The sequence below is a fragment of the Nocardia sp. NPDC050630 genome, assembly GCF_044457245.1.
GTDB lineage: Bacteria > Actinomycetota > Actinomycetes > Mycobacteriales > Mycobacteriaceae > Nocardia.
Map to the genome: position 1 here is coordinate 85,609 of NZ_JBITGN010000011.1, position 23,594 is coordinate 109,202.

Genomic DNA, 23,594 nt, shown 5'->3' on the forward strand with positions numbered 1-23,594 from the left:
GCAACGATCCAGGAGGTCTTATGAGCTTCGACTCGCGCAACGGAACCCGCGGCAGGCCCCAACCCAAGGCGGGACCACTGCACAGATTGATCAACGGACTCGCCGCCAAGTGGGCGCGCCGGGGCGGCAAATTCATCGGTGGTATGGACGGGCTTGTGCTGACGACCGTCGGCCGCAGGACCGGAGCCGAACGCGCCACTCCGGTCGCCGGATACCCCGATGAGAACGGTGGCTGGCTGATTCTCGCCACGGCGGGCGGGCCGGTGAAGAACAACCCCGCGTGGTACTACAACCTCGCCGCGAATCCGGCCAGGGTGTCCGTGGACGTCGCCGGCCGCAAGCTCGCGGTGACCGCCGAGCAGCTGCACGGCGCCGAGCGCGCCGAAGCATGGCAGATGATCACCGCTGCGGTACCCAGTTTCGCGAAGATCCAAGAGCAGACCGACCGTCAACTGCCGGTCATACGCTTGAAACCCCGAACTGTCTGAATCGATTCGGCATGCGCCGAGTCGGTGGCGGAAGTGGTCGATATGGGGTAGTCCAAGTCTATTCCGCGGTCCGTGCGCGCAGTACGTTCTCACCCGCGCGTTTGCGTCAGTGGGCGGCTGCCCGGAGGGAATCGTTGTTCCGCCGCCGCCACTGTGTGAATTCGCGAGGCATGCTCCAGCCCAGCACGGCGGTGACTGCGTCGTCGCGGCGCTGGACGGCGACGAACCGAGCGTCGTCGATGGCCCCCTCGACAATATCGACCGGAAGATCAGCCCGGATGCGGCCGACCATCTGGATCCGGTGGCCGAACTGGTCGGACCAGAAGTAGGGCGGATCGACATGCGGGGCGCAGGGCGCTCCACTCGTGAGGTGAGCGAGCAGCGCCCGCGCCACGGTGGCCGCCATGCCCGAGGCCGCAGTCCAGTGCTCGACTCGGATCTGCCGGTCGCCGCGCTGGAAGCGCGCCACATCGCCGGCGGCGACCACGCCGGCCACATTCGTCCGGCCCCAGGCGTCGGTCAGCACACCGTTGTCGCAATGCACACCGGATCCCTCGAGCCACTCGGTATTGGGGATCGCGCCGATTCCGACGAGCACCAGGTCGGTGGGCAGCCGGGTGCCGTCGTCCAGCACGACAGTCGAAACCCGCTGTGCACCACCGAATTCGGTGACGGTGCGGCCGGTTCGGATCGCGACGGTGTGGTCGCTCATCGTCCGGCGCAGCAGGTCGGCGGCCACTGGGCCGAGGTGCCTGTGGAAGGGCTGTTCCGCGGCTTCGACAATGGTTACCCGTTTGCCGAGAGTGGCTGCGGTGGAGGCGACTTCGGCACCGATGAAGCCGGCGCCGACGATCACCACCTGCTGCGCGGACGCCAGTTCCCGCCGCAGCGATACGGCATCGTCGAGGGTGCGCAGGACGTGGATTCCGGTGAGTTCGCCGCCCATCGGAATGCGGCGGGCGCGCGCGCCGGTGGCGATGACGATGCCGTCGGCGGTCAGGGTTTCACCGTCGTCGACGGTCACCTCGCCCTGGCGCAGGCTGGTTGCCGCCCGGCCGAGCAGCCAGCGTGCTTCGAGGGCATCGCGGGCGGCGTTGTCCGCCAACGCGATATCAGCGGTCTCGATCTTGCCGAGCAAGAAGTCCTTGGACAGCGGTGGACGATCGTAGGGAGGATGGGGTTCGGCCCCGATGATCGTCAACTCGCCGTCGAATCCCTCCGCGCGCAGGGTTTCGGCGGCGCGCAGGCCGGCCAGCGATGCGCCGACCACGGCGATGTGGGTCATGATCGCGCCTCCACGAGGAAGACTTGGCCATTCTCGACCACCACCGGGAACGTGGCGATCGGTGTACGGGCCGGGGGTACATCGGGCGACCCGGTCGCCAGATCGAAGCGTGATTCGTGCAGCGGGCACTCGACGCAGCCGTCCTCGATCCAGCCGTCCGACAACGAGGCCGTCTGATGGCTACAGGTGTCGGCGATACAGAAGATCTCGCCATCGGAGTCGGCCACCGCGAGGGGAATGTCGATCCCCGGCACGTCGGTCACGCGGATGATGCCGTTCGCCGGAACGTCCGCGCGGTCGCAGAGTTTGATTCGAATCATGGTGTCGCTCATTACTTCTCCGTCTGATCGAACTGCACCGGCACGGACGCCGGTCCACGGAACTGCCAGCCGACGAACCGCGGCTTGGCGGCCGGCCGGATACCGGGCAGGTCCAGGATCCGAGGCACGGCGGCGCGCATCATCGCGCGCACCAGATGGCTGCCGAGGCAGAAGTGCGCACCGACGGAGAAGCCGAGGTGATCCTCGAGTCCGGGGCGGTCGATGTCGAACTTCTCGGGATCGGCGAACTTCCGGTCGTCGTAATCGGCAGCCATGGCCAGCACCAGGACGGTGTCACCGGCCTTCAAATCCGCTGCGGGACCGGAGAAGTCCTGGATCAAGCGGCGCGGGTAACTGCCGACCGGTGTCAGCCACCGCACGGATTCGTCGATGGCGCGCTCGAATGCCGCGCTGTCCTCGCGAACCCGCTGGCGGGTCTCGGGGTGGGTCATCAGCAGCCACGGCAGGGTGGCGATCGCGTCGCGGGCGTCGTTGAAACCGCCGGCGATCATGAGCTGGATATTGGCCGCGATCTCCTCGAGGGACAGTGGTGCGTCCGGGCTGGCGTGGGCCATGGCCGAGACAACCGTGGCGTCGGGCTCGCGGCGCACCCGTTCGATGGCCAGCCGGACCACCTCCGTGTTCTCGGCGCGTGCGTCCTCGACGACCTTCCAGACCTCGGGATCGTCGGTGTTGTTGATGAAACCGCCGATATAGGCGTCGGACCAGCGGTGGATGTCCTCGGGCGTGGCGTCCAGGAGACCGAGCACCTCCCGCAGGCATGCCCCGGTGAAGCCGTTGGCGAAATCGGTCGCCAGATCGGCGCTTCCGCGACCGCGCAGTGGCTCGAGATAGCACCGGGCGAGGTCGTCGATGACCTCGGGCCAGGCGCGCTGGATCGAGCGGCGCTTCAGCGGCTCGTCACCGGCGCCCCGGAGGCGGCGGTGCAGATCTCCTTCGCTGCGGATCATGGTCTGCCCGAGGGTGCGGGTGAGCAGCGCGCCGGGGATCTCGGTGGAGAAGATCTCCGGATGCGAGTCCACGAAGACGACGTCCTCGAAGCGGCTGACCAGCCACATTTTCATGGTTTCGGACCAGGTCCAACGGTCGGACTCGCGCAGGGCGGCGAAGGTGGGAAAGGGGTCGACCATCATGGCGTCGAGGTCGAGAGCGATTTGCGGTGTCGGCACCGGGATTCCTCCTCATCGAGGGTGTTGCACCTCATGAGTGTGATCCGCGCCATCTCCTATGAAAAGCACATATATCGGGCATTTGCTCTAAGTTATTCTTATGAAGTCGCTCGACGTCACCTTGCGCCAACTCGAATTTTTCGTGGCCACCGTCGAACGCGGAACATTGAGCGCGGCGGCTGCGGAGTTCCACGTTTCGCAGACCGCAGTGTCATTGGCCATCAGTCAGCTCGAGAAAGCGCTCGGCGTACAAGTTCTGGTCCGCCGACCCGCCAAAGCGCCCGCGCTGACGGCCGCGGGACGGCAGTTGCTCGTCGATGCCAGGCAGGTGCTGGGCCATGTGGGTGAACTCGAAAGCGCGGTGCGCACCATCGGAGGGGATATCTCGGGTCGGCTCGCCGTCGGCTGCTTTCCGACGATCACCCCGTTCGTGATGGGCAGAATTCTCGAGGAGGTGCCGGTCCGCTATCCGGAACTGGAGATCGACCTCGTCGAGGACACCGTCGAAGGCCTGCAGCGGCGGCTCGCCGACGGCCTGTGTGATCTGGCGATCATGTACGACATCGGTTTGGGCAGCGATGTCACGACCCAGCCGTTGTATTCGTGCGCCCCCTACGCGGTGCTGTCGGCCGGACATCGATTCGCCGCGCGGCGCACCGTCGCGCTGTCCGACCTGATAGACGAGCCGATGGTGATGATCGATATGCCGCCCAGCCTGGAGTTCTTCACCGGCCGGATCGCCGAGGCCGGCCTTACGCCTGATATCCGCTACCGGACCAGAAGCGTCGAGACCGTGCGCACTTTTGTCGGCCGCGGTATGGGCTGGGCGGTGCTGCTGCACCGGCCCGGGACCGAGCGCAGCTACGACGGCAGTGCGGTCGCGTCGGTCGATCTCGACGGAATGGGGCCGCCGGTCGACGTTCTACTCGTCATGAACTCCACTGCGCGAATGACCCGGCGTGCGCGGGCCTTCGCGGACATGGCTCGTGAACTGCTGCGCGCCGGCCCGGTACCTGCTCGAATATGAGTCACGGCGGCCGACGCTCGCCGTGGCATCGGACTATGCGCCGGTGATGAATTACAAGGCTGCGGCGATCGGGCGCAGGGCTATGCGATGCACATCGGTATAGATATTCATGGTGTCGCCGCGCAGGAAGCCGACGAGCGTGAGCCCGGCCTCGGCGGCCAGATCCACCGCCAGTGAGCTGGGGGCCGAGACCGCGCCCAGCATGGGAATACCCGCCATCACGGCCTTTTGTACCAGCTCGAACGAGGCGCGGCTGCTCACGATAAGAGCGAGATCCGCTGTGGGAACCCGGTTTTCGCGCACGGCCCAGCCGATAACCTTGTCCACCGCGTTGTGTCGCCCGACATCTTCCCTGACCACCAGGGCCGTGCCGTCGGCGGTGAACAGACCGGCGGCGTGCAATCCGCCGGTCGCGGCGAACACCTGCTGCTGGGAGCGTAATTCGTCGGGCAAGGTGGACAGCACGTCGGAGTCGATCGTGAAATCGCCGTATCCGGGCCGGAATCGGCTTCGGATCCGGACGTCGTCGACCGTGGTCTTGCCGCACAGTCCGCAGGCGCTGTTGGTGATAAACCGGCGCTTCGGCAGCGGTCGCGGCCGACGTAGCTGGATATCGAGGACGTTGTAGGTGTTCTGCCCGTCGGCATCGGTTCCGGCGCAATATCGCGCGGAGACGATGTCGTCGACGGATTGGATGATGTTCTCGCTGTACAGGAATCCGTGGACCAGGTCGATGTCGTTGCCCGGGGTTCGCATGGTGACGTTCAGTGACTCGCCACCGATGCGCATTTCCAGGGGTTCTTCGACCGCCAAGGTATCGGGGCGACGGATTTCCCCGGTCGCGGTCACCCGCACCATTCTGCGGCGTGCGGTCACCTTGCTCATGGCTGCGCTCCGGCCGGGGACGATGCTGGTTCCAGACGGATCGTGACAGCCTTGGAGACCGGCGTGTTGGAGCGTTCGGCGACGTGGTCGAGTGGGACGAGCGGGTTGGTTTCGGGGTAGTAGGCGGCGACATTGCCACGGGGAGTGGGGTAGGGGACCAGCCGGAAGCCGGTAACCCGGCGTTCGATGCCGTCGGTCCACTCCGACACCAGGTCGACAAGATCGTCTTCGGCGAAACCGAGGCCGGCGATATCGTCCGGGTGCACCATGACGACCTTGCGCCCCTGGTGGATTCCGCGGTAACGGTCGTCGAGTCCGTAGATGGTGGTGTTGTACTGGTCGTGGCTGCGCAGGGTTTGCAGGATGAGCCGGCCCTGCGGGACCGGCAGCCAGTGCAGATCGTTGACCGCGAAATTGGCTTTGCCGGTGGTGGTGTGGAATTCGCGGGCGTCGCGGGGCGGGTGGGGTAGCTGGAAGCCGTCGCGGTGGCGCACCCGCTCGTTGTAGTCGACGCAGCCGGGCACCACGCGGGCGATGGCATCGCGAATGGCGTCGTAGTCATGCCGGAATTCGTTCCACGGCACCGGATGGCCGGGGCCGAAGAGCTCTTGCGCGAGTTCGCAGACGATGGCGACCTCGCTGCGCAGGTGCTCGCTCACCGGCCGCAGCCGTCCGGTGGACAGGTGCACCATTGACATCGAATCCTCCACCGACACTTGCTGTTTGGTTCCGGCGGGGGAGAGGTCGAGATCGCTGCGGCCGAGGGTGGGCAGGATCAGCGCCATCGTGCCGTGCACGACGTGGCTGCGATTGAGTTTGGTCGAGACGTGCACGGTCAACTCGCAGTTGCGCAGCGCGGACTCGGTGGTGTCGGTGTCAGGAGCGGCGGAGACGAAGTTCCCGCCCATGCCGAAGAACACCTTGGCGTGTCCGTCCCGCATGGCGCGAATGGCGTCGACGGCGTCATGACCGTGCTTGCGGGGACTGGTGATCCCGAATTCGGAATCCAGTGCGGCGAGGAAAGTTTCGGGCATCTTCTCCCAGATGCCCATGGTGCGGTCGCCCTGCACGTTCGAATGCCCGCGGACCGGGCACACGCCCGCACCCGGTTTGCCGATCATGCCGCGCGCCAACAGCAGGTTCGTGCCCTCCTCGATGGTGGCGACACCGTGGCGCTGCTGGGTCAGTCCCATCGCCCAGCACAGAATGGTCGCCTTCGAACCGGCGAGCCGGGCGGCGGTGCGTTCGAGCTGTTCGCGAGTCAGGCCGGTCGCTTCCTCGACGAGGGCGAGATCCACTGCGCGCATGTGCTTTTCGTAAGCCTCGAAGCCCGCGGCGTGCCGGTCCACGAACTCCCGGTCGACCACCGTGCCGGGTGCGCTATCCTCGGCCTCGAACAGCAGTTTTCCCAGCCCCTGGAACAGCGCCATATCGCCGCCGAGGCGGATCTGGAGGAAGTCGTCGGCGATCTGGACTCCGGTGGTGAGGCCCTTGACCGTCTGCGGGTCGCGGAAGCCGATCAGGCCCGTCTCGGGCAGCGGATTGATCGCGATGATCTTCGCCCCCGCTGCCTTCGCCCGCTGTAGCGCGGACAGCATGCGTGGGTGGTTGGTGCCGGGATTCTGGCCCGCCACCACGATCAGATCGGCCTTCTCGAAATCGTCGATCGACACCGAGCCCTTGCCGATACCAATGGATCCGGTCAGCGCGGTGCCCGAGGACTCATGGCACATGTTCGAGCAGTCGGGCAGGTTGTTGGTGCCGAAGCTGCGCGCCAGCAGTTGATACAGGAACGCGGTCTCGTTGGCGGTGCGGCCCGACGTATAGAACAGCGCCTCATCGGGGCAGGAGAGGCCGCGCAACGCGACCGCGATCAATCGGTAGGCATCCGCCCAGTCGATGGGGGAGTAGTGAGTCCCGCCGGGCCACAAGACCATCGGATGGGTCAGCCGACCCTGTTGGCCGAGCCAGTACCCGGACTTGTCGGCCAACTCCCGCACCGAATGCCGGGCGAAAAACTCCGGTCCGACGGTCCGCACTGTCGCCTCTTCCGCGACGGCCTTCGCCCCGTTCTCGCAGAACTCGGCCGGGCGGCGATGCCCGGCCGGCTCCGGCCACGCGCAGCCCGGGCAGTCGAAGCCGTGCCGTTGATTGACGCGCGCCAGCGTCCGCGCCGTGCGAAGCACGCCCATCTCTCCGACCGCGTGGTTCAAGGCCACCGTCACCGCGGTCACGCCCGCCGCCTGGGTTTTGGGGGCGGTGACCGAGAGTTCGGACTCGTCGGTGTCTCGTACCGGCGCGCTGCGGTGCATGGCTGGAATCACTCTCTTACGAAATGGGAAGAACACTGGGAGGTCAGTACCCGCGGGCGATCCACTCCGACAGGTGGGGCGCTTCGGTGCCGATGGTCGTGCCGTCGCCGTGGCCGGTGTAGACGCGGGTGTGCTCCGGGAGCGTGAGCAGGCGATCGCGGATGGACCCGATGATGGTGGGGAAATCGGAGAACGATCGCCCCGTCGCCCCCGGTCCACCGGAGAACAGCGTGTCGCCGGAGAACAATGTGTCGGCTTCGGGCAGGTGCAGGCACACCGATCCCGGGGAATGGCCCGGTGCGTGCAGGACGTGAATCTCGGTCCCTGCGATGCCGATGCGCTGTTGGTCGTGCAGCGGCCAGTAGGGCTCGCCCGGATGGGTCAGCTGCCAGAGCGGATCGTCGCCGGGGTGCAGCAGGACGGGCGCGTAGGCGTATTCGGCGAGTTGCGGGGCGAAGGTGACGTGATCGTTGTGCCCATGGGTGCACACGACGGCGATGACATCGCGGTCGCTGATGGCCTCCAGGATGGGTTCGGCGTCATGGGCCGCGTCCACGACGACGACCTCATCGTCGTCGCCGATGACCCAGACATTGTTGTCGACTTCCCAAGTGCCGCCATCGAGTTCGAAGACTCCGGAAGTCACCACCCGTTCGACGCGGAGCCGCCCACTCACAGCACGACCACCGACCGCAGCACCTTGCCTTCATGCATGGTGTGGAAGGCACGCTCCACGTCATCGAGGGCGATGCGCTCGCTGACGAACTTGTCCAAGGGCAGGCGCCCCTGCCGGTAGAGGTCGATCAGCATCGGGAAGTCGCGGTCGGGCAGGCAGTCGCCGTACCAGGAGGATTTGAGCGCGCCGCCGCGGGAGAAGAAGTCGATCAACGGCATATCGAGCCGCATCTGCGGGGTGGGCACACCCACCAGCACCACCGTGCCGGCCAGATCGCGAGCATAGAACGCCTGCTTCCAGGTTTCCGGGCGGCCCACCGCATCGATGACCACGTCGGCGCCGAAGCCGCCGGTGAGTTCCTGGACGGCGGCGACGGTATCGGTGGTGGTGGCATTGACGGTGTGGGTGGCGCCGAGGTCGGTGGCCCAGGCCAGTTTCCGCTCGTCGCGATCCACGGCGATGATCGTGGACGCGCCGGCCAGCCGGGCGCCAACGATGGCGGCATCGCCGACACCGCCACACCCGATCACAGCCACCGAGTCACCGCGGCCGACGTTCCCGGTGTTCACCGCCGCTCCCAGCCCGGCCATGACGCCGCAGCCGATGAGTCCGGCGACCGCCGGATCGGCGGTGGAGTCGACCTTGGTGCACTGGCCCGCGTGGACGAGGGTCTTATCGGCGAACGCGCCGATGCCGAGCGCCGGGGTCAGCTCCGTGCCGTCGGTCAACGTCATCTTCTGGGTGGCGTTGAAGGTGTCGAAACAGTACTGCGGGCGGCCCCGCCGGCAGGCCCGGCAGCTGCCGCACACGGCCCGCCAGTTCAGGATGACGAAATCGCCGATCTCGACGGATTCGACTCCCGCGCCGACACTTTCGACGGTGCCCGCGGCCTCGTGTCCGAGCAGGAACGGGAACTCGTCGTTGATGCCGCCCTCTCGGTAGGTGAGGTCGGTATGGCACACGCCGCACGCGGCGACGGCGACGACGACCTCGCCCGGCCCGGGATCGGGGACGATGATATCGGTCAATTCGACCGGTGCGCCCGGCTTGCGGGCGATGATTCCACGGACCTGCTGCGGCATAACTGGCTGTTCCTCCGTTGAATAGATCGAGCCATGCGTTCATGGGCATGCTTGGACAGCGAGGCTGACTCCGGCGATCCGTTCGCGGACCTGGCCGGGTGGAGGGTGATCCCTATCCCTTTGGCGGGCCGACTCGCGCGTGACTCATCCTATACGAATCGTTTCGTTTTACAAGATTTTCAACCGTTTTCGAGCAGTGTGGCCTCGAGAGCCGAACCTGGCGGAATCCGGTAGTCGTCCGGCATTACCCGCAGGTGGACCGCGAGCAGATGATCGCGGGTGGCTGCCACAGCCTCTTCGACGTCGCCCGCCACGCACGCGGTCAGGATGCGCTCGTGTTCGGCGACGGCATTGCCCCGCCGGACGTCGAAGTGCATGCGAATGCGCTCGGCCCGCGCCGCCATGTCACTCGTCAGGCGCGACAGCGTCTTGGAACCGCCTGCCTGGTACAGCGCCTGATGGAACGCGCGGTTGAACGGTCCGAAGGAGTTCTGCGCGGCAGTCGGGTCGGCCATCGCCCTGGCCAGTTTCTCGTTGGCCGCGCGCATGCGGTCCAGATCCGCCGGGCGCAGCCGCGGCACCGCGAGGCGGGTCGCGAACGTCTCCAGGTGGATGCGCAGCACTGCGATGTCCTCCGCCTCGGCCGGATCTACGCCGGTCACCACCACGCCTCGGTAAGGGAGTCGTTCGATTAGTCCTTGCGCCTCCAGTTGCAGCAGTGCCTCACGGACCGGGGTGCGGCTGACACCGAGGGAGGTGGCGACCTCGGTCGGATCGATGCGGTCACCGGGACTGAGGTCGCCGCCGATGATCCGGTCGCGCAGTCGATCGCAGACCTTGTCCGCGACCCGTCGGTGGATCGAATCCATACTCACCACTCCCTGTGCTGTCGCCGGCGCGGATTACCGGCGGATCCAATATCCAATGTCCAACCCTATGGTGCGTCACATCCTAATCCGATACGATCCGTTTAGTATCGATACCGCTCGGAGAGGAAGGGGAGACGATTGACGCTCCTACTGGATGACGCCACAGTGCAATCAGTCTTCGACTGGAAACCCGCCATCGCCGCACTGCGGGAGGCGTACGGGGCGGCGTCCGAGGAATCGCGATTTCCGGAGCGGACGATCGCACGCGGCGGCACCTCTATGTTGCGGACCATGAGCGGCGTGCCGGGCAGCGGCGCGCTGATGGGCTTGAAGACCATCGCCGGTGCGATCGGCGTGCGCCAGTTCTCCTACCTGATTTCCCTGTTCGATCAGCACACCGCGGAGCTCGTGGCGCTGCTCGACGGCAACTCGATCACCGGTTTCCGCACCGCGGCCACCTCCGCCCTGGCGGCCGACCTGCTGGCCGTGCCCGGACCGGTGACCGTTGGCGTCATCGGCTCCGGCTTCGAGGCAAAGAAGCACGTGCGCGCACTCGCCGCTGTCCGCGACCTCGAGGCCGTGCACGTGTTCAGCCCCCGCGCGGAGAGCCGAGCCCGCTTCGCCGCGGAATTGGCGGATCTGAATACCTCGATCATCGCGTCCGAGTCGCCGCAGGCGGCCGTGGCGGGCGCGAATCTGGTGATCTGCGCGGCGCGTTCCTATGACGAGTCGCCGATCCTGCTCGGTGCGTGGCTCCAGCCGGGCACGACGGTCGTCTCCATCGGCTCCACCGTGCGCGAACAGCGCGAAGTCGATCCTGAGGTGATCGCGCGCGCGGATGTCCTCATCGCGGACGTACTTCAGGAAGTGCTGCACGACAGCGGCGACCTCATCGCCGCGGCCGCGGCCGGGGTCGACGTCACCGACCGGATCGCCGCGCTGTCGGATCTCGTCTCCAGACGGCATCCCGGTCGCACGACCGCGGAACAGATCGTCGTGTACAAGTCCGTGGGCTCCGCGGTGCAGGATCTGGCCGTCGCCGCCATGTGCGCGGAGGCCGCCCGCACCACGGGGCTCGGGTCGGAACTGCCGATCCACATCCAGCCCGTTCGAAAGTAAGGACGCACCATGGCAATTCCTCTGACCGATCAGCCGATGCTCGCCGACGTCCTGCTGTCCCGCAGTGCGGCGTTCATCGACGGCGAATGGGTCGAGCACGGTGACTCCGGCAGCTTTTTCGTCGAAAACCCTTCGACTGGAGAACAATTGGCCGAGCTGCCGTCCTTGAGCCGGGCACAGGTGGCGGGCGCCATCGATGCCGCGCATCGGGCGCTGCCCGGGTGGCGGGCGTTGGCCGCCAAAGAACGCTCCCGGATTCTGCGGCGGTGGTTCGACCTCGTGACCGAGCACACCGAGGACCTGGCCTGGCTGATCGTCATCGAAGAGGGCAAGCCGTTGTCCGAGGCGCGGGGCGAGATCGCTTATGCCGCATCGTTCCTCGAGTGGTTCTCCGAAGAGGCCAAACGGGTGCGCGGTGACATCTTCCCGGCTCCGGATGCCGCGAACCGGGTGCTGGTACTCAAGGAACCCGTTGGTGTCTGCGTCGCGATCACACCGTGGAACTTCCCCGCCGCGATGATCACCCGCAAGGCCGCGCCGGCGCTGGCCGCAGGCTGCACGATGGTGGTCAAGCCCGCCGAGCAGACCCCGCTGACGGCGCTGGCACTGGCGGAGCTGGCCCGGCGTGCCGGCGTGCCCGCCGGCGTCTTCAATGTGGTGGTCGGCGAGGCACGCGAGATCGGCCCGGAACTCACCGGCAATCCGCTGGTCCGCAAGGTGAGTTTCACCGGGTCGACCGAGGTGGGACGACTGCTGCTGGAACAGTCGGCGGCGACCGTCAAGAAGGTGTCGATGGAGCTGGGCGGAAACGCGCCGGCGATCGTCTTCGACGACGCGGACCTCGAGGCCGCCGTCGCGGGCGTGCTGGCCGCGAAGTACCGCAACACCGGCCAGGCGTGCATCAGCGCGAATCGGGTGTATGTGCAGTCGGGTATCTACGAACGCTTCACCGCGCTGCTGGCCGAGCGAGTCGCCGAGCTGACGGTCGGCGACGGTTTCGAACCCGGTGTCGCACAAGGACCCCTGATCGATGGTGCGGCGCTCGCCAAGGTCGAGGAACACGTCTCCGACGCCGTCGAGCACGGTGCGCGGGTGGTCTGCGGCGGCGCGAGGCATGAGCGCGGCGACCTGTTCTATCAGCCGACCGTATTGGCCGATGTCGCCGCGAGTATGAAGATCACCCGCGAGGAGACCTTCGGCCCGATCACCCCGCTGATCCCGTTCACCGACGAGGCCGAGGTGATCCGGCAGGCGAACGACACCGAATTCGGCTTGGCCGCTTACCTTTTCAGTCGCGATGCGGAGCGGGTCTGGCGCGTTGCGGCGAACCTGGAGGCCGGCATGGTGGGCATCAACACCGGCTTGATCTCGAACGAGACCGCGCCCTTCGGCGGCATCAAGCAGTCCGGCCTGGGCCGGGAGGGATCGATCTACGGCATCGATGAATACCTGGAGATGAAGTACCTGGCATGGGCGGGCAGCGGAGCGCTCTGAGCGCAGCCGCTCGAGTAATCACCCCATCTATCGAAACAGCGGCAAGGAGGCCCACATGGCCGAGTACAACCTTTCTGAAGTCCGGGACTGGGCTCGGGAAAAGCTTGTCGGTGCGATCAACTGCACCATTCCGTCGTTCACCAACGACCTACGCGACATCAACGAGAACGGCATTCGCCACGACATCCGGCTGGCGAAGGAGCACGGCTTCATCGGCAGTCTCGGTATTTCCGAGGTCAGCATCACGCTGCCGGAATACGTGAATTTCCTGCGGATCGCCAAGGACGAGGGCGGTAAGGACTTCTACATCGTCCACCACGCGAGCTGGAACGACCTCGAGCAGAACATCGAGGCGGTGCAGCGAGCCGAGAAAGTCGGCGCGGACCTGGTGCTGCTGTCGTACCCACCGAACTTCTATCCCGAGTCCGAGCAGGAGATCTTCGACTACACCAAAGCGGTGGCCGATGCGACGAACCTCGCCATCATCCTGTTCCCGATGGTGTCCTGGGGCTTCAGCAGCCGAATCCACCCCTCCGATATCCCCACCCGGCTCATCCGCCGCATGATCGACGAGATTCCCAATGTCGCGGTGATCAAGGCCGAGGGCGGATTCCCGAGCATCCAGAGCGTCATCGAATGCACGCGGCTATTCGGCAAGGAAGTCGTCATCTCGAACCCGATCGAGGGTGAGCTCATCCCGCTCTCGCAGGTCATGCCCATTCAGCTGTCGGCCACCAGTGATCACGAGTTCTTCGGCCCGATGATTCCCCGGGTCATGCAGTTGCTGCGGGACGGCAAGTACGACGAGGCCACCGAGATCTATTGGCAGCTGCACCCGGCCCGCAAAGTCAAGGCCGGCCTCTTCGGCGCGGTGCACGGCGGCTCCGTGCTGAACCGCCAGGCGTGGAAATTCCAGGGGTGGCTGCAGGGCTACAACGGCGGGCCGCTGCGGATGCCCACCATGCGCATCCACGATCACCAGATGGCCGCGCTGCGTAAGGGTTTGATCGATTCCCGTCTGGAGCCGAGCATGGACCCGTTCCGGGAATTCTTCATCGGCCGCAATCCCGCGTAGAAATTTCCACTGATCAGTGGCGTCGGCCGACCGGAGGGTGGCATTTCCGGTCGGCCGCGCCCTTCGGGCATTCACTGACGGAGCCGACTCCGAACCGAGCAGCGGCACGCCGATCTGCGTTCGCAGCCTCGTCACCGACGATGGCCAGCTCCATCTCAGTCGGGCAGTGTTGCGCCGCGGGTTTCCGGTGCGGCGCGGACCAGGCCGATGCCCAGCACGAATACCAGCGCGGTTGCGCTCAAAGGGATGGTGAGAGATCCGGTTTCGTGGATGCCATAGCCGATGAGGAACGTGCCGGCGGCGGCGAACCACCGAGAGAACGTGGTAGTGAAGGCGAATGCGGTGGCGCGCATCCGGGTGGGGTATTGCTCGGGCAGCCAGATGGTGAAGACCGCGAAGTTCGCTCCGCCCAGGCCGAGGATCGGCAGGAACACGAAGATCAGTGGGATCGAGTGGAGCGGGTAGGCGACCGCATACGCACCGATAGCGCCGATGATCATCAGGACGTACATTCCGGCCAGGGTGGCCCGGCGGCCATACCGATTGGCGATGCCGGGGACGAGGAAGCAGCCGAGAATGGTGAACGCGGCGACGGTCATGGAGGACACGCCGGCGAGGCGGACGGTGGCCTCTTTGGTCCATCCGGCGTGCTGGGCGAGCTCGGTTACGGCGGTGGGCACGTAGGTGGATCCGGCCCACAGGCCGATGACACAGACCACCAGCAGAGACAGATTGCCGAGGGTGCGTGCCCGGTACGGGGGAGTGAGGACCTCGATGACCGGCTGCCAGAACGATCGGCGGGTGTTCTCGGTCGATTCCTGTTGCCAGCGTTCAGGTTCCGGGGTCGTTTTGCGGATCAGGAATACCGCCAGAGCAGGTAGCCCGCCGATGAGGAACATGCCGCGCCAGCCGAGCTCCGGCCCGGCTAGCAGGTACAGCGTCGATACCGCGAGCACGCCGACATAGGCGGCCGAATGCATGGCGCCGCCGAAGCGGGCACGCACGCGTTCGGGGAGCACCTCGGCCAGCAGAGTTCCGGCCATGGCCCATTCGCCGCCGACGCCGATGGCGGCCAGGAAGCGGAAGGCGTTCCATTCCCACAAGTTGGTGGCCAGGCCTGCCAGTGCGGTGAATACGCCGTACATCAGGATGGACAGCGTCATCGCGGGTTTGCGGCCGAAGCGGTCGGCGATCGGGCCCCAGATTGCCGAGCAACCCCAGCCGAGGAGGAACAGGGCGGCGCTGATCTGGCCGTACCAGCCGATGTTGGCGGCCGTGGGCTCGATGCCGGCGCGTGGCAGCAGGGCGGTCATGGTTGGGGCGAGGACGAGTCCGAAGACAGTCCAGTTGAATCCGTCCATGGCCCAGCCGCCGAAAGAGCCCCAGAAGGCGCGGCGCTGGATGGAGGTGAGCCGGACGGGGTCGTCGGTGGTGGTGATGGTCTGTATGGGATCGTCGTTGATCTGCACTGTATTCTCGATTCGCAGGTGGAACTGGAGATAGCCCTGGGGCGCAGGGACATTCGGTAAGCTGCCGGGTCAGCTCGCGGTGTCGATCCGGACCAGAAACTTGCGCATTGTCTTCTCCTGACCGAGAGGAGAGAGGAGTCGGGCGGCCAGTCCGACTGCCCTCGAATCACGTACCCACGCCGGCGAACAGGTCGGCGTAGCGCTTCCGCAGTTCGGCTTTCTGCACCTTCCCCATGACATTGCGGGGCAGCGACTCTACGACGCGGATCGCACGTGGCTGCTTGAATCGGGCGAGGTCACCGGCGATGAATTCCAGCAACTCCCCGGCCTGGGGCGCCCGGCCCGGAGCCGGGACGACGACGGCGACCACGGTCTCCCCGAAGTCCGGGTGGGGGACCCCGATCACGGCGGATTCCAGCACGTCGGGGTGGGTGTCGAGCAGCTCCTCGATCTCCTTGGGGTATATGTTGTAGCCCCCGGAGATGACGAGGTCCTTGTCTCGGCCGACGATGCACAAATAGCCGTCCTCGTCGATACGGCCCAGATCGCCGGTGATGAAGAAGCCGTCCGCACGAAACTCGGCAGCGGTCTTCTCGGGCATCTGCCAATAACCGGCGAAGACATTGGGGCCGCGGACCTCCACGACGCCGACCTCGCCGTCCGGCAGTGCCCGACCGCTCTCGCGGTCTACTACTCGAATCTCCGTGCCGGGCAACGGTTTCCCGACGGTGCCGGGCTTGCGCGGTCCGCCCTCGTAGGGGTTGGTGGTGTTCATGACGGTCTCCGTCATGCCATAACGCTCCAGGATGGCGTGGCCGGTACGGATTTCGAAGGCCTCGTGGTCGCTCGCGAGCAGCGGGGCGGAGCCGGAGACGAACAGCCGCATCGAGGCGCAGGTCTGCGGGGTGAGCCGGTCGTCTTTCAGCAGGCGGGTATAGAAGGTGGGCACACCCATGAGCACAGTGGCCAGGGGCAGCAGATCGATGATCGCCTCGGAGTCGAACTTGGGTAGGTAGTACATGCTGGCGCCCGCCGCCAGAGTCATGTTCGCCGCGACGAACAGCCCATGGACGTGGAAGACCGGCAGGGCATGGATCAGCCGGTCCTCGGCGGTGTACTGCCAGGCCTCCAGTAGCGCACCGCAATTGGAGGCGAGGTTGCCGTGGGTGAGCACCGCACCCTTGGAACGACCTGTAGTGCCGGAGGTATAGAGGATGGCCGCCGGGTCTTCGGCTGTGGCGTCGTAGACCTCTTCGTAGCGGTCGTCGCCCTCGAGGAGGGTGCCGTCGCCGGAGACGCCGAGGGTCTCGACAATGAGCCCTTCCCCGTCGCGGTGGGCGTGGTCGGTTCGGCGATCCGGGGAGCAGACGAGCACGCGCGGCTGTGCATCGCCGAGGAAGTAATCCATCTCCGCCCCGGTGTAGGCGGTGTTCAGCGGCAGGAAGACGGCTCCGATCCGCAGGGTGGCGAGGTACAGCGCGATGGCCTCCGGAGATTTCTCCACCTGCATGGCGACCCGGTCGCCCGGCGTGACGCCGTCGGCGACGAGCCGGGCGGCAATCCGTCGCACAGCCTCGGCGGTCTCACGGTAGGTGATGCACCGGTTGTCGGGCAGTTCGAACAGTGTCTTGTCCGGCCGCCGCCGCGCTTGCTCGGCGAAGGATCGGTAGATGGTCGGGAAGGGCGACATCCGGGGGTTGTTCCTCTCTCGTCGTCTGTGGTGATGGCGGTATCTCACAGCTGGGACGCTGCCGGAGATTCGGTGAACATGTCCCGCAGTGGCCCATCGAGTGCCACGATGCGGCGGCGAACGAAGTCCTCGTGCTGGCGCTCCAGCTTCGCCGGGTCATAGCGGTAGTTGATCATCGCGCCGTAGGACTGCCGCCAGGCCTCCGGTGAGGGGTTTGCCGGCCAGTTCAGCCGCCAGGCCGTGGCTCCGTTGCTCGAGTGGAATCGCGCTACCGGGTCGAGAGGTCGTCCGTCGTTCTCCCGCTCGCCGGCGATGTAGTGGGCCAGCGCTTTGCAGAGCCGGGCATGGATCTGCTCGATGTCCGCCGCACTCAGATCCGCCGGCGCTGCCATGTCCGCCAACTCCTGGACGATCCGTCGCAGATCCTTATCCTGTTCGGCCTGCCTGTCGAGCCAGCGCCGGAATCCGGGGATGGGCGAAAGTGTGACGAATTGCGTCAGATGTGGCAATTGCTCCCCGATCTGCTCGATGACCTGCTTGATGAGGAAACTGCCGAAAGAGACTCCGGCCAATCCGTCCAGGGCATTGTTGATCGAGTACAGCGCCGCCGTATCCGCTGCCGAGGGGTTCAGCTCCGGGCCGGGTTTCAGCAATGGGGTGATGGTGTCCGGTATGCCCTGCACCAGGGCGACCTCGACGAATATCAGTGGCACGTTTCCGGTCGCTGGATGGAAGAAGGCGTAGACGCGGCGATCCGCGGGCTCGAGGCGACGGCGGAGTTCGGCCGCGCTCGCCATGGGGTGGACCTTCTCGTAGTGCAGGAGATGCTGGTGCAGCTCCGGCGGTGAATCCCAGCTGAGTTGCTCCATACGGAGGAAGCCGCGATTGAACCAAGAGGTGAGTAGATGGTGGAAGTCGTGGTCGAGGGGGCGCAACTCCGGGTGACGGCGCAACAGCCGCCGCAGGTCCGCGCGCATCTCGACCAGGGCCAGGGTGGCGTCGGGGGCGTGGTTCATCCGGCGGAGCAATTGCTGGCGGGCCGGTTCGACCACGTCGAAGAGCCGGACCAGCTCCTCCTCGCCCCCGGATCCGGCGTTGCGTGCGTCATCCCACCGCCGGAAGGCGGCCCGAACCTGATCGCCGTCGACATCGTAGGTCGTAGTGATGTGGGTGAAGAAGGCGAGTTTGTCGTTGTCGTCCAGCTCGGCGTAGGCGGCGAGGGCCCGAGTCGCGACCGCGCGCATCGAGGCTTCGCCCATATCGCTCATCAGCACCTCGCAGGCGGCGAGCAGCTGGTCCAGCGGGGACACGAGCGAATCGGTGTCCGCCGGGTCGCTGCCGTGCTGTCGCCCGAGAGCTCGGAACAGGTCGGTCAGCAGCCAGCCGTCTTCTTGCCCCATCGCGATTTCCTTTCCACCGTCTCTGTATGCATTAGAGACCGTGATGTATACAACAGGGACGATAGAGTATAAATGTGAGGCGCGCCACCCCTGGTGGTCGAGTAATCTGCTCTCGGAGGTGCACATTGGCTCGAGTCCCGGAATCCCAGCGTGTACGCGACGCGCTCGAGGACGCCGTCGTCCACGGCCGTTATCGACCCGGCGAACGCCTCGATGCCCTACAGCTCGAGCAGGAGTTCGGATGCTCTCGCACGCCGATCCGAGAAGCGCTGCTGGCCTTGGAGCGCTCCGGACTGGTGCAGATCCGCCCCAAGCAGGGCACCTACGTCACCGAGCTCAGCATTTCCGAGCTGGCCGAACGCTTCGAGGTCATGGCCGAACTCGAAGGGATGGCGGCACGGCTCTGCGCGCGCCGCATCGAACGGGCGGAACTCGATGAACTCGAACGCGCGCTGAAGGAGTGCGAGAACCACGCGACTACCGGCGATGCCGACGGCTACTACTACGCCAACGCCCGGTTCCACGGCGTCATCTACGACTCCTGCGGCAACGAGTATCTGCGGCAGCAGGCCCTCACCCTCAAACGAGCCCTACAGCCGTACCGGCGGCTACAGCTGCGAGTACCGGACCGCATGCGTAGATCCTTGACCGAACACCGTGAGATCGCCGACGCCATCGCTTCCGGAGACTCCGAAGCCGCGGAGAACGCCGCCCGTGAACACGTGCTCGTGCAGGTCAAAGAGTTCAGCCAACTGGTGCGGACTTGGCGGCAGCTGACGGGGCGCTGACCGAGGCCGAATTGATCGGAATGCTGGCCCGCACCAGAGCAACGGGCGACGAATCGTCGGGCGTGGCCAACCATTTCCGAAGCCGAACAGTAGTGCCTCGAGCCGACCGAGTGGACGACACCGGGCGCGGCGACCTGCTTGTCGACGCCGACCTCGGGCGGTCCACGCCCCAGTAACTGCCGCATCCCGAACCATGCTGGGCGGGACCCGAAAAGACCCGCCGACATGCTCGGGACGAGCCCAGCCATGGAATCGACCCGGCCACACGTGCGTTCGCCGCATTGCCGCACGTGACGTGAAATTCGACGGATTCGTCCGTTGTTCAGTAGCTGCCCGGAACACCGAACACCGCTCTGCTCCAACGGGTTTCATCTCTGATCACCAAACGAAACGGCTCGGACGTCCCCCGGTGCGCTCCGAGACCCGTTCAGATGCCATAGCTTCCAGCAGTTCTCGGCGTGTCCGGGTGGGCTTGCTGCCACACTGGGCGGGTCAGGCCGATTCCAGCCGGACGGAACTGCACGAATGCCGGGTGCCGAACGTATGGATGGAGCGTGATCGCATGTCGCAGAGTTCGAATCATTCCGGTGGCCGCGCAGAGGACGCCGTACTGCTCGCGGCCGGACTCGCGGATCTGGCGCTGAGCCGGGTCGGGCCCGCGGTGGATCGGCTTCGGGGGCTGCTGCGGCGGTCGGACTTGTCGGGGCTGGCGGGTGAGGTGGAAACGGATCTGAAGGCGCGCGGACGCCTTGCGCTGGACCGGTATGCGACAGTGTCCGAGGCGCATCTGGAAATCCTCGCCCGGCAGGTTGTGGCGCGACGTGGCACCTCCAGTGATGTCTGATCACTACGATCCGGGCGCCTTCAAGGCTCGCGTGGATGCCGCGCTGGAACAGTTCGTCGGACAGGAGTACGACCAGTTCCTGACCATCGACCCGCAACTGCGGCCGGTGGCCGACCAGATCGTGGTGGCGACCACGCACGGTAAACGGCTGCGAGCGGCGTTCTGCTACTGGGGTTGGCGGGCGGCCGGACAGCCGGATAGTGACGCAGTCGTGCGGGCTGCGGCGGCAATGGAATTGGTGCACGCCGCGGCGGCTGTGCACGACGACATCATCGATGACAGTCACCTGCGGCACGGTCTGCCCACCGCGCACGTCAAACTGCGGGAACCATTGTCGGATCGACCGAGCACCAAATCGTCCGCCCGGGCACTCGCGATGCTGGTCGGGGATATGTTGATGGCGTTGGCCGGACAGCTTTTCGTCGCCAGCGGCCTGCCCTCGGCGTACCTGTCGCGAGCGCGGCCCCTGTGGGCGTCGCTGGCTCGGGAATTGATCGCCGGGGAGTGCCTGGAAATCCTCTGCACCGGTGCAGCACCGGACATCGCCGAGTCGTTGAAGGTGGTGCGATACAAGAGCGCGAAGTACACCGTCGAGCAGCCGTTGCTCATCGGCGGCGCACTGGCCGGCGCCGACCCCCGGCTGCTGAAGGCATTGTCCGCGTATGGATTACCGCTGGGCGAAGCGTTTCAACTGCGCGATGACCTACTCGGCCTGTTCGGCGATCCAGCCCAGACCGGTAAAGCGAGCCTCGACGACCTCCGCACTCGACGTCCGACCGCCCTGCTCGCCGAGACCTGGCAGGCCGCTGACCGCACACAGCGTAAACAATTGCGGCGCTTGTTGAATCGATGCGACCCCAGCAACGACGACCTGCACGAAATCCGCGATCTGATGACCCGTGTCCAGGCTCCTGCCCGAATCGAATCGATGATTACCGCGCGGGTCGAGGAGGCCACCTCCGCACTGGGCGGCGTCGGCGTTACGACACACGCCGCCCGAGCACTGACCGAACTCGCCCATGCCGCGACCGCACGCCGGCATTAATCCTCGCCTGATATCAGGAGCCCAGATGACCTACACCGAAACGTCATTGGATGCACTGCGGCAATACGGCGACGAAATCGCCGACGCCACCGTTACCACGATGTTCGAACGCGGCGAGGTGGGCAAGTTCAACACGCTCATGCGCTATGTCTCCACCGCGGGCGCGCCCCTGCCCGACGGTCTGCCCGACGTCGCCCGGGACTATCTGCACGAAACCTCAACTCCCCCAGCATGGGTGGACTGGGATGAGATGGAGAAGGCCAGGCAGTTCTTCATCGATAACAACGTGCACATCTCCACCGCACTGTCTTTTGCCGCGATGCCGGCCTGCTACGTTCTGCCGCCGGTCGCGAAACTGCTGTCGGCCACGCATTCGCTGGAGTACCCCTCCAAACGCATGGCCCAGACCGGGCAGTTCACCGTCTACCTGATGCAGCCCGATGCCTTCGAGGCAGGCAGCCGTTTCATACCCGCGGTCCAGAAAGTGCGGTTGCTGCACGCGGCGATCCGTCACCATCTCTACCAGGAAAACCGATGGGACATTGATACATTCGGCACTCCCATCTGCCAGGAGGACATGATCGGCGGCCAGATGCTGTTTTCCCTCCTCGTGCTCGACAGCCTGCACCGACTGAACATCCACATGAGCGTCGACGGCGCGGAGGCGTACTTCTACGCCTGGCGCGTGGTCGGCGCCATGCTCGGCGTCGATCAGCAGCACGCACCACAGGATGTGGACTCCGCGCGGCAATTCCACGACCTCTATATGACCCGCCATATGGGCCCCAGCGACGAAGGCGTCCGCCTCACCCGACAGCTCATCGACCTCTACGAGGAAGTCGTACCCGGAACCTTCTTCGACCCCATCGTCTCCGCACTGATCCGCTACCTCATCGGAGACACCTGCGCCGACTGGCTGCAAGTGCCGCGCACCGCCTGGGATACAGCCGTCAAGACCGCGCCCACCCTGCTCGGAATCCTGGAAACGATCGAGGACAAATCCCCGATGGGCGCATGGGCCCTCGATCGCCTCGGCCATTTCACCACCCTTTTCGAACTCAGCTCCCTCACCCGCGGCCGCGTCATGCATTACGCCATCCCGGACCATCTCAAGGCGGAGTTCGGTGTCTCATCCACACTTTCGCGTACCCGTCGCTGGACACCCCCGCCCGTCTCCATCACTACCTGACACGATCAGTACATGCGCGAGGCGACATCCGTGTAAGTGCGTGCTCATGCGGCGCGTCGCGGACGAATGCCAGATTGCCATTGTCCGCGTTCGGGATCCACGCTCGCACATTCCGATGAGCGAACGCCCAGCACCGCAGCTGCCGATTGCGACGGTGTGCCCAGGGCATCGTTGCGCCCAGCTTGTGTTCAACGATTGCGTTGTGGCACTCCACCCTGTTGTCGATCGGGAGTGCGCAGGGGAGCGCCGACGTGGTGCAGGTGTCTCAGCGCCTCGCGGTAAGAGGAGATCAGCCCGGTTTCGTGGTACGGCACTCCGATTTCGGTGCAGTAGTCGCGAACGATCAGCTGGGCGTGACGCAGGTTCGGCGTCGGCATGCTCGGGAACAAATGATGTTCGATCTGATAGTTGAGGCCGCCGAGGGCGAGGTCGGTCAACACGCCACCCCGCACATTGCGGGAAGTCAGCACCTGACGACGGAGGTAGTCGGGACGTTCGTCGCCGATCAAGGTTGGCATGCCCTTGTGGTTCGGGGCGAAGATGCAGCCCATATACAGGCCGAAGAGGCCCTGGTGCACAGCAAGGAACGCGAAGGCTTTGTCGGCGGGCAGGACCGCGAACAGTGCGACCAGATAGGCGACGAAGTGTCCGAACAGCAGTGTGCCCTCCAATCCGCGGTGTTTGACCGATCGATTTCGGAGTGCACGGACGCCGGCCACATGGAGGTTCAGGCCCTCCAGCAACAGAAGGGGGAAGAACAGGAACGCCTGCGCCCTCCCGATGAGACGAGGCAGACCGCGGCTGGACCGTGCCTGCTGTTGTGACCAGACCAGAATGTCGGGCGCGACATCGGGGTCGAGTTCCTCATGGTTCGGGTTGGCGTGATGCCGGGTGTGCTTGTCCTGCCACCAGCCGTAACCCAGGCCGATGCCGACATTGCCGACAAGGCGGCCCACGAGCTCCGTCGGCTGCCGTAGCCGGAAGACTTGGCGGTGCGCGACATCATGCATTACGAGGGCGACCTGAGCGAACGTCACGGCCATGAACCCCGCGACCAACAGCGTCCACCACGAATCACCGACGAGGACGAACGCCACCCAGCCGGCCGCGAACGCGACCCCGACGAGGCTGAGCCGGACCGCGTAGTAGACGAGACGTTGGTTCATCAGCCCCGCGTCGGAGATCCTGCGCAACAGACGGGCGTAATCACCGTCGGCGCCGCGCCGCGGTGACCGTGGAGATGACTCGGGGACCAAGGCAGGTGTCGTCATAGATCTTCCTGAGAGCTGAGTCGGAGACGCCACCTCCGTCCGTCGACGATGCCGGCCGGTCGACATCGGAGGGGCG

The 23,594-nt window shown here is 65.8% G+C and carries 21 protein-coding genes; 9 read left to right on the plus strand and 12 right to left on the minus strand.

The genetic code is table 11. The features are described 5' to 3' along the window. Positions 1–20: 20 nt before the first annotated feature. Positions 21–488, plus strand: coding sequence for a nitroreductase/quinone reductase family protein (locus ACIBG0_RS25930; protein WP_397035586.1), 468 nt, complete (start codon positions 21–23; stop codon positions 486–488). Positions 489–594: 106 nt separating this feature from the next. On the opposite strand, the gene ACIBG0_RS25935 is transcribed toward ACIBG0_RS25930, so the two are convergent. From ACIBG0_RS25935 to ACIBG0_RS25945, 3 genes are read right to left on the minus strand one after another with little or no spacing between them, the layout of a single operon-like run. Then, positions 595–1,773: an NAD(P)/FAD-dependent oxidoreductase gene (locus ACIBG0_RS25935; RefSeq protein WP_397035588.1), complete on the minus strand. Its 1,179-nt coding sequence runs from the start codon at positions 1,771–1,773 to the stop codon at positions 595–597. After that, positions 1,770–2,105, minus strand: coding sequence for a non-heme iron oxygenase ferredoxin subunit (locus ACIBG0_RS25940; RefSeq protein ID WP_397035590.1), 336 nt, complete (start codon positions 2,103–2,105; stop codon positions 1,770–1,772). The genes ACIBG0_RS25935 and ACIBG0_RS25940 overlap by 4 nt, the downstream gene beginning before the upstream one ends. Next, entirely contained in the window at positions 2,105–3,283 is a 1,179-nt protein-coding gene (locus tag ACIBG0_RS25945; RefSeq protein ID WP_397035591.1) for a cytochrome P450, read from the minus strand. Before ACIBG0_RS25945 ends, ACIBG0_RS25940 begins: the two co-directional genes overlap by 1 nt. 100 nt (positions 3,284–3,383) lie before the next feature. Between ACIBG0_RS25945 and ACIBG0_RS25950 the strand changes: the two genes are divergently transcribed. Continuing rightward, on the plus strand, positions 3,384–4,310 hold the full coding sequence (locus ACIBG0_RS25950; protein WP_397035593.1) for a LysR substrate-binding domain-containing protein: 927 nt from the start codon (positions 3,384–3,386) through the stop codon (positions 4,308–4,310). Between the two features lie 51 nt (positions 4,311–4,361). Here ACIBG0_RS25950 and fdhD read toward each other — a convergent pair whose 3' ends face one another. From fdhD to ACIBG0_RS25975, 5 genes are all read right to left on the minus strand, one after another. Then, positions 4,362–5,195: a formate dehydrogenase accessory sulfurtransferase FdhD gene (fdhD, locus tag ACIBG0_RS25955; RefSeq protein ID WP_397035595.1), complete on the minus strand. Its 834-nt coding sequence runs from the start codon at positions 5,193–5,195 to the stop codon at positions 4,362–4,364. Beyond that, positions 5,192–7,507, minus strand: a complete 2,316-nt coding sequence (locus tag ACIBG0_RS25960; protein WP_397035858.1) for an FdhF/YdeP family oxidoreductase — start codon at positions 7,505–7,507, stop codon at positions 5,192–5,194. The genes fdhD and ACIBG0_RS25960 overlap by 4 nt, the downstream gene beginning before the upstream one ends. Positions 7,508–7,550: 43 nt before the next feature. After that, positions 7,551–8,183 carry an MBL fold metallo-hydrolase gene (locus ACIBG0_RS25965; protein ID WP_397035597.1) on the minus strand — a complete coding sequence of 211 codons (633 nt, stop codon included), beginning with the start codon at positions 8,181–8,183 and terminating at the stop codon, positions 7,551–7,553. After that, entirely contained in the window at positions 8,180–9,265 is a 1,086-nt protein-coding gene (locus ACIBG0_RS25970; protein WP_397035599.1) for an S-(hydroxymethyl)mycothiol dehydrogenase, read from the minus strand. The genes ACIBG0_RS25965 and ACIBG0_RS25970 overlap by 4 nt, the downstream gene beginning before the upstream one ends. Positions 9,266–9,444: 179 nt before the next feature. Beyond that, entirely contained in the window at positions 9,445–10,134 is a 690-nt protein-coding gene (locus ACIBG0_RS25975; RefSeq protein ID WP_397035600.1) for a GntR family transcriptional regulator, read from the minus strand. A gap of 138 nt (positions 10,135–10,272) precedes the next feature. On the opposite strand from ACIBG0_RS25975, the gene ACIBG0_RS25980 reads away from it, so the two are divergent. The 3 genes from ACIBG0_RS25980 to ACIBG0_RS25990 are packed head-to-tail and all read left to right on the plus strand — an operon-like array spanning position 10,273 to position 13,822. Beyond that, positions 10,273–11,253, plus strand: coding sequence for an ornithine cyclodeaminase family protein (locus ACIBG0_RS25980; RefSeq protein ID WP_397035602.1), 981 nt, complete (start codon positions 10,273–10,275; stop codon positions 11,251–11,253). A gap of 9 nt (positions 11,254–11,262) precedes the next feature. Then, entirely contained in the window at positions 11,263–12,747 is a 1,485-nt protein-coding gene (locus tag ACIBG0_RS25985; protein ID WP_397035604.1) for an NAD-dependent succinate-semialdehyde dehydrogenase, read from the plus strand. A 55-nt stretch (positions 12,748–12,802) separates the two neighbouring features. Continuing rightward, positions 12,803–13,822, plus strand: a complete 1,020-nt coding sequence (locus ACIBG0_RS25990; protein ID WP_397035605.1) for a dihydrodipicolinate synthase family protein — start codon at positions 12,803–12,805, stop codon at positions 13,820–13,822. 155 nt (positions 13,823–13,977) lie between these two features. Here ACIBG0_RS25990 and ACIBG0_RS25995 read toward each other — a convergent pair whose 3' ends face one another. From ACIBG0_RS25995 to ACIBG0_RS26005, 3 genes are all read right to left on the minus strand, one after another. Further along, positions 13,978–15,291, minus strand: a complete 1,314-nt coding sequence (locus tag ACIBG0_RS25995; protein ID WP_397035607.1) for an MFS transporter — start codon at positions 15,289–15,291, stop codon at positions 13,978–13,980. Positions 15,292–15,457: 166 nt separating this feature from the next. Beyond that, positions 15,458–16,981 carry an AMP-binding protein gene (locus ACIBG0_RS26000; RefSeq protein WP_397035608.1) on the minus strand — a complete coding sequence of 508 codons (1,524 nt, stop codon included), beginning with the start codon at positions 16,979–16,981 and terminating at the stop codon, positions 15,458–15,460. Between the two features lie 44 nt (positions 16,982–17,025). Then, positions 17,026–18,381 carry a malonyl-CoA decarboxylase domain-containing protein gene (locus ACIBG0_RS26005; RefSeq protein ID WP_397035610.1) on the minus strand — a complete coding sequence of 452 codons (1,356 nt, stop codon included), beginning with the start codon at positions 18,379–18,381 and terminating at the stop codon, positions 17,026–17,028. A gap of 125 nt (positions 18,382–18,506) precedes the next feature. Here ACIBG0_RS26005 and ACIBG0_RS26010 point away from each other — a divergent pair, with 125 nt between their 5' ends. The 4 genes from ACIBG0_RS26010 to ACIBG0_RS26025 all read left to right on the plus strand — a co-directional run bounded on the left by ACIBG0_RS26010 (position 18,507) and on the right by ACIBG0_RS26025 (position 22,247). Then, positions 18,507–19,169: a GntR family transcriptional regulator gene (locus tag ACIBG0_RS26010; RefSeq protein ID WP_397035611.1), complete on the plus strand. Its 663-nt coding sequence runs from the start codon at positions 18,507–18,509 to the stop codon at positions 19,167–19,169. Between the two features lie 562 nt (positions 19,170–19,731). Then, on the plus strand, positions 19,732–20,013 hold the full coding sequence (locus ACIBG0_RS26015; RefSeq protein ID WP_397035613.1) for a hypothetical protein: 282 nt from the start codon (positions 19,732–19,734) through the stop codon (positions 20,011–20,013). Further along, complete coding sequence (locus ACIBG0_RS26020) at positions 20,006–21,058, plus strand: polyprenyl synthetase family protein (protein WP_397035615.1); 1,053 nt, start codon at positions 20,006–20,008, stop codon at positions 21,056–21,058. The genes ACIBG0_RS26015 and ACIBG0_RS26020 overlap by 8 nt, the downstream gene beginning before the upstream one ends. 25 nt (positions 21,059–21,083) lie before the next feature. Next, complete coding sequence (locus ACIBG0_RS26025; protein ID WP_397035617.1) at positions 21,084–22,247, plus strand: oxygenase MpaB family protein; 1,164 nt, start codon at positions 21,084–21,086, stop codon at positions 22,245–22,247. Positions 22,248–22,435: 188 nt separating this feature from the next. Here ACIBG0_RS26025 and ACIBG0_RS26030 read toward each other — a convergent pair whose 3' ends face one another. Further along, positions 22,436–23,518 carry a fatty acid desaturase family protein gene (locus tag ACIBG0_RS26030; RefSeq protein WP_397035619.1) on the minus strand — a complete coding sequence of 361 codons (1,083 nt, stop codon included), beginning with the start codon at positions 23,516–23,518 and terminating at the stop codon, positions 22,436–22,438. Between the last annotated feature and the right edge of the window lie 76 nt (positions 23,519–23,594).

Coding starts and splice junctions, on each gene's coding strand:
- ACIBG0_RS25960 (WP_397035858.1), bottom strand. CDS start 7,507: ATGCACCGCAGCGCGCCGGTACGAGACACCGACGAGTCCGAACTCTCG.
- ACIBG0_RS25990 (WP_397035605.1), top strand. CDS start 12,803: ATGGCCGAGTACAACCTTTCTGAAGTCCGGGACTGGGCTCGGGAAAAG.
- ACIBG0_RS26020 (WP_397035615.1), top strand. CDS start 20,006: ATGTCTGATCACTACGATCCGGGCGCCTTCAAGGCTCGCGTGGATGCC.
- ACIBG0_RS26000 (WP_397035608.1), bottom strand. CDS start 16,981: ATGTCGCCCTTCCCGACCATCTACCGATCCTTCGCCGAGCAAGCGCGG.
- ACIBG0_RS26025 (WP_397035617.1), top strand. CDS start 21,084: ATGACCTACACCGAAACGTCATTGGATGCACTGCGGCAATACGGCGAC.
- ACIBG0_RS26005 (WP_397035610.1), bottom strand. CDS start 18,381: ATGGGGCAAGAAGACGGCTGGCTGCTGACCGACCTGTTCCGAGCTCTC.
- ACIBG0_RS25985 (WP_397035604.1), top strand. CDS start 11,263: ATGGCAATTCCTCTGACCGATCAGCCGATGCTCGCCGACGTCCTGCTG.
- ACIBG0_RS25930 (WP_397035586.1), top strand. CDS start 21: ATGAGCTTCGACTCGCGCAACGGAACCCGCGGCAGGCCCCAACCCAAG.
- ACIBG0_RS25940 (WP_397035590.1), bottom strand. CDS start 2,105: ATGAGCGACACCATGATTCGAATCAAACTCTGCGACCGCGCGGACGTT.
- ACIBG0_RS26030 (WP_397035619.1), bottom strand. CDS start 23,518: ATGACGACACCTGCCTTGGTCCCCGAGTCATCTCCACGGTCACCGCGG.
- ACIBG0_RS25975 (WP_397035600.1), bottom strand. CDS start 10,134: ATGGATTCGATCCACCGACGGGTCGCGGACAAGGTCTGCGATCGACTG.
- ACIBG0_RS25935 (WP_397035588.1), bottom strand. CDS start 1,773: ATGACCCACATCGCCGTGGTCGGCGCATCGCTGGCCGGCCTGCGCGCC.
- ACIBG0_RS25950 (WP_397035593.1), top strand. CDS start 3,384: ATGAAGTCGCTCGACGTCACCTTGCGCCAACTCGAATTTTTCGTGGCC.
- ACIBG0_RS25970 (WP_397035599.1), bottom strand. CDS start 9,265: ATGCCGCAGCAGGTCCGTGGAATCATCGCCCGCAAGCCGGGCGCACCG.
- ACIBG0_RS26015 (WP_397035613.1), top strand. CDS start 19,732: ATGTCGCAGAGTTCGAATCATTCCGGTGGCCGCGCAGAGGACGCCGTA.
- fdhD (WP_397035595.1), bottom strand. CDS start 5,195: ATGAGCAAGGTGACCGCACGCCGCAGAATGGTGCGGGTGACCGCGACC.